The sequence below is a fragment of the Microbacterium sp. A93 genome, from assembly GCF_051842835.1.
This window is the reverse complement of the sequence record NZ_JBPXMT010000023.1, coordinates 1-7,500: the sequence shown is the minus strand read 5'-3', so window position 1 is coordinate 7,500 and position 7,500 is coordinate 1. Positions and strand designations below refer to the sequence as shown.

5 protein-coding genes and 2 pseudogenes are annotated in these 7,500 nt (G+C 60.9%); 4 read left to right on the top strand and 3 right to left on the bottom strand.

What is annotated here, in order from left to right; translation table 11 throughout:
- Positions 1-15 precede the first annotated feature (15 nt).
- The 3 genes and pseudogenes from ACSU1G_RS34455 (at position 16) to ACSU1G_RS34445 (ending at position 1,957) form a co-directional block, all read left to right on the top strand.
- Positions 16-180 carry a hypothetical protein gene (locus ACSU1G_RS34455; protein WP_439286158.1) on the top strand — a complete coding sequence of 55 codons (165 nt, stop codon included), beginning with the start codon at positions 16-18 and terminating at the stop codon, positions 178-180.
- A gap of 49 nt (positions 181-229) precedes the next feature.
- Positions 230-975, top strand: a pseudogene (locus ACSU1G_RS34450) (transposase); the annotation flags it as partial.
- A 76-nt stretch (positions 976-1,051) separates the two neighbouring features.
- Positions 1,052-1,957, top strand: a pseudogene (locus ACSU1G_RS34445) (transposase).
- A 153-nt stretch (positions 1,958-2,110) separates the two neighbouring features.
- Here ACSU1G_RS34445 and ACSU1G_RS34440 read toward each other — a convergent pair.
- Genes ACSU1G_RS34440 through ACSU1G_RS34430 form a run of 3 tightly spaced genes read right to left on the bottom strand, consistent with a single transcriptional unit; the run spans position 2,111 to position 4,871 of the window.
- A complete protein-coding gene (locus ACSU1G_RS34440) occupies positions 2,111-2,896 on the bottom strand; it encodes a crotonase/enoyl-CoA hydratase family protein (RefSeq protein ID WP_439286156.1) in 786 nt (261 codons plus the stop codon).
- Positions 2,893-4,086 carry an acetyl-CoA C-acetyltransferase gene (locus ACSU1G_RS34435; protein ID WP_439286154.1) on the bottom strand — a complete coding sequence of 398 codons (1,194 nt, stop codon included), beginning with the start codon at positions 4,084-4,086 and terminating at the stop codon, positions 2,893-2,895. The genes ACSU1G_RS34440 and ACSU1G_RS34435 overlap by 4 nt, the downstream gene beginning before the upstream one ends.
- Before the next feature lie 23 nt (positions 4,087-4,109).
- Entirely contained in the window at positions 4,110-4,871 is a 762-nt protein-coding gene (locus tag ACSU1G_RS34430; protein ID WP_439286152.1) for an SDR family NAD(P)-dependent oxidoreductase, read from the bottom strand.
- Between the two features lie 1,701 nt (positions 4,872-6,572).
- On the opposite strand from ACSU1G_RS34430, the gene ACSU1G_RS34425 reads away from it, so the two are divergent.
- Positions 6,573-7,148: a TetR/AcrR family transcriptional regulator gene (locus ACSU1G_RS34425; RefSeq protein ID WP_439286150.1), complete on the top strand. Its 576-nt coding sequence runs from the start codon at positions 6,573-6,575 to the stop codon at positions 7,146-7,148.
- Positions 7,149-7,500: the final 352 nt, after the last annotated feature.

Below are 7,500 nucleotides of genomic sequence, written 5' to 3'. Positions count from 1 at the left end.
GAAAAACACGGAGCAATTCTTGTCGTCCAGATCAATCGTCCCGAGGTACGAAACGCCGTAGACCCTGATGTCTCCGCGGGTCTCGCAGCGGCTATGGACACACTCGATGCTGACCCGTCGCTTCGCGTGGGAATCCTTGTCGGCACTGGACCTCACTTTCTGCGCCGGCATGGACCTTGAACCGACCCAGGTTTGATGCCGCTTCCTTTCCAGTTGAAAGGATGGCGTTATGCCGAAGAAGATTGATCCCGTGCTGCGTGAGCGAGCTGTCAGGCTCATGCTTGAGCACCGGGCCGAGTATCCGTCAACCGCGAAGGCGATCGCGACCGTCGCTCGCCAAGAAGGCGTCGGCACGGAGTCGCTGCGCCGGTGGGTCGTGCAAGCCGATATCGACGCGGGCAACCGGGACGAGCAAAGCAGCGAAGAGGCGGCCGAGATCAAACGCCTCAAGGCCGAGAACCGGCGGCTGCGCGAGGACGTCGCGATCCTGAAAGCAGCGGCGACTTTCTTCGCGGGGGAACTCGACCCCCGCAACCGCTGATGATGGGCTTCATCGATCAGATGAGAGCCGAGGGGCATGCAGTCGAGTCGATCATCCGCGTCCTGCGAGAGCAGGGCGTGAAGGTCGCTGCGCGCACCTACCGGGCCTGGCGCACGCCTCGCATCGCCAGGAGGACGATCACCGACGCGATGATCGAAGGCGCCGTTCGTGCAGCGGCCTGGACCACCGAGCTGTGCGCGGACGGGACGACGCGTCGGAAAATGACCCCGGAGGGGTTGTATGGGCGCAAGAAGATGACCGCGCTGATCCGACGCGCTCAGATCGCGGATGCGTCGCGTGGCGCTGTCGACCGGGCGATGAGGACACTCGGCTCGTCGGGTATCACTCGCGCGAAGGGCATCAGGACGACGATTCCGGGCAAGGACGGCAATCGCGCCGGTGACCTGCTGAACCGGGACTTCACCGCCCCGCGGGGGGTCTGCTGAAGGTTCGGTTGAGTCCGTGACCGCATGATTCCCGAGCAGGGGTCGTGCTGGAAGGATGGCAATCGTGCCGAAGATCTATTCCGATGAGTTCAAGCGTGATGCCGCGGCGATAGTGGCGTCGGGCGTGTCGCAGAAGCAGGTATGCAGGGATCTGGGGATCTCGAAGACGGCGTTGCAGACGTGGGTGCGGGATGACCGGTTCCGCTCGCATGGGATGACCCCGTCAACCGATCCTGACGAGCGCCGCGAGATGGCAGCGGCGCTGCGGTGGATCCGGGAGTTGGAGATGGAGAACGAAGTGCTCCGGCGGACTGCGGACTATTTGTCGCAAGCGCATATCCTGCCCCCAAAATGATCTACCCGCTCGTCCGTGAGATGGCTGCGGCCGGTATCTCTGTGCGGGTGCCGGTCGCGGTGGCGTGCAGGGTGCTGGAGTTCACCGAACAGGCGTATTGCAAATGGCTCAAGGCCCTTGTCTCGGCGCGCGAGGTCGAGGAAGCGCATCTGATCGGGGTGCTCCGTGAACTGCACGAAGACGACCCTGAGGTCGGGTATCGGGTGCCGTCAGGACGACATCACTGACCTTGGCTACCGGATCTTTGAGCGGCGTGTGTGGTGGCTATGCCATGTCGCGGGGATCCGCTCCACGATCACGACCCGCAAACGCCGATACAAGCGGGCACACCCGGTGCACGTCTCGCTGTCAACGTGTTGGAGATGGTTGTCGCTCACCGGGGTTACCCGGAAGGCGTTGTGGTGCATAGCGACCGTGGTAGCAATTTCGGTCACGGAAATTCGTCAAGTCGCTCAAGAAACACAAGCTCAAAGGCTCGATGGGCCGAGTGGGCGCGTGCGCTGACAATGGATCGAAGGGATCTACCACCGCAAACGCCGACAACGCCGACTCGGGAAACTGACCCCGATCGAATTCGAGACCATAGTGATGGAAGCCGTCTGCCTGGTGGCATAAACCCCGGACTCAACCAAAGCTTCAGCAGCCCCTCTCGCCGTCGCGAACTGGTGTGGCACGCTTGCCGAAGACGGCGGGCCGGGCTGGCTCCGAGTTGTCGTGATTTCGTGATTTTCGCCGGACACGCCTTGCTTGCGGGGCCGCTCGCGCCAGTCAGGATCCGGTCCACTTGGGCTCGCGCTTTTCTGTGAACGCCGCGCTTCCCTCCAGTGCATCTCGGGAGGCAAACACCGCCGAGGCTTGCTCGGAGACCAGACTCCAATCCGTTAGATCCCACATAGGGGCGGCGTGCGCGTAGGCGAGAATTCGTTTGCTGGCCTGTACTGCAAGCGGGGCATTGGAGGCAATATGGAGAGCAAGCTCCCGGGCGGCCGAATCGACGTTCGTATCGGGCACGACGTCGGTGACGAGGCCCCATTCGAGCGCTTGTTCTGCGGTGAAAGTGTCGCCGGTCAGAACGTACTTCGATGCCACCTTCTTGGGGATGTGCTGAGCCAGTCGGGGCACACCGCCACCGGCCGCAAATAGTCCGCGACGCACCTCGGGCAGGGCGAAGAAACTGCTTTGTGACGCCACGACCAGATCGCAGGCAAGTGCCAGTTCTAAGCCGCCACCCAGCGCGTATCCGTGGACGGCAGCGATGATTGGCTTCGACGTAAAGTGGCTAACGAAACCGGCCCAGCCCCATTCCTGGTGCTCGGGGATAGTGAGAGGCTCACCGGCCGCGATCGCCTTCAGGTCTTGACCAGAGCAGAATGCAGTTCCTTCGCCGCGCAAGATTCCGACTCGGAGGTCGTCGTCTGCCGCCAGCATCTCGACTGCAGCCCCTAGTGCGCGGGCAGTTTCCATATTGATTGCGTTGCGAGCAGATGGACGATTAAGGGAGATCCAGAGGAGGGATCCTTCTCGTTCGAGGTGAACGGGGCTGTTGCTACTCATGCGTCAAGCTTCGTTGGCACGCGGATAATGAGCGCGTCGCCCTGGCCGCCACCGCCGCAGAGCGCTGCCGCACCGATTCCGCCGCCGCGGCGAGCGAGCTCCAGCGCCAGGTGGAGGACGAGGCGTGCACCGGACATACCAATGGGGTGCCCGAGCGCGATCGCTCCACCGTTGACGTTGACCTTGTCGAGAGAAATACCCAGTTCCGCTGCAGATGCGAGAGTGACCGCGCTAAATGCTTCGTTAATCTCGATCAAGTCGAGGTCTGCGGGCGTGATCCCTTCGCGTTCACACGCGCGACGGATGGCGTTGGCGGGTTGAAGTTGCATGGCGGTGTCCGGGCCAGCGACCATTCCATGTTGACCGATCTCGGCGAGCCAATCGATTTCTTCGGCTTCGGCTTCGGCCTTGTCCATGATCACGAGAGCACACGCCCCGTCTGAGATTGGCGAGGAGTTGCCAGCGGTGACGGTTCCGTTGGATCGGAAGGCCGGTTTCAGGTTCGCCAGCGATTCTGCCGAAGTGTCTCGACGGATGCTCTCGTCCCGATGAATCACGTTGGTTTGACCCCGCGCGGTCACTTCGACCGGAACCACTTCTTCGTCAAAGATTCCTGCTTCCCATGCGTCAGCGGCGCGCTGGTGCGACATGAGTGCGAATGCATCTTGATCGCCGCGGGCAATGTAATCCTCATCGTTCTTCAGCTCGGCGAGCAAACCCATGGACTCTCCGGTGTACGCATCTTGGAGCCCATCCACGGCCATGTGGTCTTTGATCGTGGCCGAGCCAAACTTCGTCCCGCGGCGGGCTGACTCGAGAATGTGCGGCGCCATGCTCATCGATTCTTGCCCCCCGGCGACTATGGTGGTGCAGCTGCCGGCGCGGATTAGTTGGTCTGCCAGAATGACCGACTGAATGCCCGAGAGGCAGACCTTGCCGATCGTGAGCGCTGGCGCGCTCATCGGGATCCCGGCGGACACCGAGGCTTGACGCGCGGGGAGCTGGCCTGCTCCGGCAGTGAGAACCTGACCCATGATTACGTAGTCAATGGAGTTGGGTGATACGCCTCCGCGGTCCAGCGCGCTCCGTATCGCGGTCCCTCCGAGCTCGGCAGCGGTCGTGGTGCTGAGCCCCCCGAGTAGCTTGCCAATCGGGGTACGGGCACCCGAAACGATTACCGATGTACGCATGTCAGATCCTTCTCCACTGATGTTCACTGGGGTGCCATTCGGAGAGCGCCGTCTAGTCGAATTGTTTCTCCGTTGAGATAGTCGTGTTCGGCAATCATCAACACGAGTTGAGCGAACTCCTCAGGCTTCGCGAGGCGGTGGGGAAAGGGTACGTCTTTCGCCAGCCCCTCTCGTACTTCTTCGGAAAACGAAGCGAGCATGGGAGTGTCGACAATCCCGGGCGCGATCGTCATTACGCGGATGCCGTCGCGTGCGAGGTCGCGGGCCGCCGCAATACCCATCGCGACGATCCCGCCCTTGGAGGCGGCGTACGCAACCTGTCCGATTTGGCCTTCGAATGCGGCAACGGAGGCGGTGTTCACGATCACTCCGCGCTGTCCGCCGGCCAGCGCCTCTTGGCGAGCCATGAGTTCAGCAGAGAGCCGAAGTACATTGAATGATCCGACGAGGTTCACATCGATTGCCGTCTGGAAAAGCTGCAGGTCGTGCGCACCACGCGACGACAGTATGCGCCGTGCCGGTGCAATGCCGGCACAGTTCACGACAACCCTGAGTGGCAGAGAAGTATCGATTGATAGCAGGGCGGCGGCCACTTCTGATTCGTTCGTTACATCTGCAGCGTGAAGCTGAATCCCCGGGGTGTCAGTGAGGGGCGTTTTTTCGATTGACGATGCGAGGTCGATGCCCACGACGGTGGCACCGGCTTCTACGAGGGCGAGTGCCGTTGCTGCACCGAGTCCGGATGCCGCGCCAGTAACAAGCGCCGTGCTATGAGAGAGGTTCATACAGTGAGTGTACTAAAAACTCCAAAATAGTACAGCCCTTGAGAATTATCGGCGTCAATGATGTTTGATGCCGGGCAAATTCTCAAGCATTTGTTTAAAGCGGTTGACTGGATCAAGCGGTTGAATTGGCGTCTCGGTGGGTGCTTGTCCGCGTTCGCCGAGGACGCACGTGGCAGATGTAAAAGCTGCTCGGAGCTACATTCGGCAGGGCGTCGAATCACCGTCTTAGTGCTACACAGATGCCTCACTCCCGCGTTCGAGAGTGAAGCGAGCCTGAGGGAATGAATCAACGCACAGTGCTGGTGGAGAGTGTTCGTGCCCTTCTTGACGCTGTCGTGCTGTCCGATGTAACGGGCGACGTAGCAGGCGAGGCGTCGAAGCGAGTCGAGGCCATCACCGAGACGCTGGGAGAACTTGAATACAACACGCCCTGGTGCTGGGGGCATCTCCTCCGCTCATCACCGCGGACATGCCGGCCGCAGAGGTGTGGTCGATGTACAACCCGGTGGCTCCGGTCGTGACCCTCCGAGAAAACGGGAACGAACTTCGAGGTTCATTTACCGCTTCCGTGTCCCTCGGTGGGCCGCCCGGCCTCGTGCACGGTGGCACACTTGCCATCGTTGTCGATCAAGCGATGGCTTCGCACCTGGCGCGCGAAGGGCGACCGAGCGTCACGGCTCAGCTCAGCTCACCGTGAATTACCACGCTGGCACTCCCATTGGCGTGCCGATCTCAATCCAAACGGGCCATAGAGTGATTAATGACCGCAAGGCAGTCGCATGGTGCCGCCCCCTTTGGGCGGATCAGGTCACTGTTGATGCGGAGGGGATCTTCATCCGAATGGAGAATCACCTCTAGGCGGCACCGTAAGGCGACACGAAGGTGTTACTTCTCTCCAAGCAGCCAAGCGCCTAAGTTGGCAGTCGCGCCCTTGCCGATCGGATGAATCGCAGCGTGCTCGAGGCCTCCGACGCCTATGTGATAGGCCGCTAGCACTTGTGCTTGTCTTGCACGAGCATCTGCGTTGGAGGTGCCCCTCGGCATGAACGAAAGTATGTAGAGCATGGAAGCCGATGCGACCCGAATGTGGAGTTTGGACTGGCGTGGGTCCAAGTTTGGCAGCAACGATGGCGCGTATGCATAGAACGCAGATTCCGGCCACCGCTCGATTGAGTACTCAAACGGCAATCTTGACATGATCGAGATCCAACGCAAAGCGCGCGGGGAGTCTGCCTCTTTCGCGTCTAAGAGCGGAGTAAGGAGGCGCGAGCGGCCCAGTCGCGCAAGAACTATGAGTTCTTTGGTGCACCGCACGTCGCAATGGTCACGGTCGGCCGTGAGATCGGAGGGTATGGGTATCTTGACGCAGGCACGTACATTTCATCGGTGTTACTAGCGGCAGAGAGTCACGGTGTGGCCGCGATCGCCCAGGGGGGCAACTGCGCTCCTCGCTCCGACAATCAAGCGAGAGCTCGCAATTCCGAACGATGAGGTTCTTGTTGCATCAGTGGCGCTTGGATTCAAGGCGCTGGATGTTCCCGTGAACGCCTTGCGCACGGCACGAGCTGACGTTGATGCGGTCGTGCAATGGTTCGACCTCTAGACATCTTCGTGCAGCTCATCCGTTACTCTCGGTAGCGACGGATACGGCCGGACTCGTCATAAAATTTGACGCTCGTCAACCGAAGGATGAGGTGGGGGATGACCGATTCGGAAGAAGCGCCCGAAGCTAAGGCCCATTCGGCTCGTCAGCGTCAAATCATGTCCGCGATAACAGACCTGTTTCTCGGGCACGGCTTCGCCAACTTCAGCATGGATACGCTCGCATCGACGCTTTCATGTTCCAAGGCGACTCTTTACGCCATTGCGCCCTCACGAAACCTGCTAATACATAAAGTCGCCGTGCAGTACTTCAGGGATGCGGCTGCCAAGGCTGAACAAGCCGCAGCGCGTCAGACGTCTCCTGAGCAGGCGGTGCTCTCGTACCTGACCTGTATCTCCGTTGAGCTCGGACGCGCCTCACCGAATTTCCTGAACGAACTTCGAGAGGATCCCACTACCCGTGGCATGTATGAGTCGAACACGCGGTTCGCTGCTCAGCGAGTGGGAGAGCTAGCGTCGTCCGGTTCTGATCGCATTGATGCCTATGTCGAGGAACTGGTCGCCGCGGTCATGTTCCATCTCCACGCTAACGGATTTCGGTCGCGTGGAATCGATGATGCTGAAGCGGTGAGGCGGCTGGCTCTGCTTCTTTCGAGTGGGATGCTGCACGCGTAGTGAGCAATGGCGTGTTCCTTTTCCAGCGCCTCGGATACAAATAGGCGGCATGGGGCGGGGCTCGGCCGAGCCCCGCCCAACGATGCACTAGCCTCGGATGCGAGAGCGGCGAATGTCAACGTCGGTCGAACATTGACCCCTTGTCGCCGTTGAATTTTGACCCCGTCGGTTTATTGTGGTGGTACTTGCCCGCGGGCTGTGCGGGGGCTTGAGGAGCTCGCGGCAGGCTCGAGTGGGGTAGGAGAGTCGCCGCCGACGGCGATGACTTCCGCGTGGTGGACGGAGCCGGTCGATCGTCGCGGCCGCGACGCTGTCGTCGGAGAGGATCTCGATCTCGCCCCATCTCCGAAGG

What these genes read in the sequence shown, in the direction of transcription:
- ACSU1G_RS34435 (WP_439286154.1), bottom strand. Translation starts at nt 4,086, where the DNA reads ATGCGTACATCGGTAATCGTTTCGGGTGCCCGTACCCCGATTGGCAAG.
- ACSU1G_RS34430 (WP_439286152.1), bottom strand. Translation starts at nt 4,871, where the DNA reads ATGAACCTCTCTCATAGCACGGCGCTTGTTACTGGCGCGGCATCCGGA.
- ACSU1G_RS34440 (WP_439286156.1), bottom strand. Translation starts at nt 2,896, where the DNA reads ATGAGTAGCAACAGCCCCGTTCACCTCGAACGAGAAGGATCCCTCCTC.
- ACSU1G_RS34425 (WP_439286150.1), top strand. Translation starts at nt 6,573, where the DNA reads ATGACCGATTCGGAAGAAGCGCCCGAAGCTAAGGCCCATTCGGCTCGT.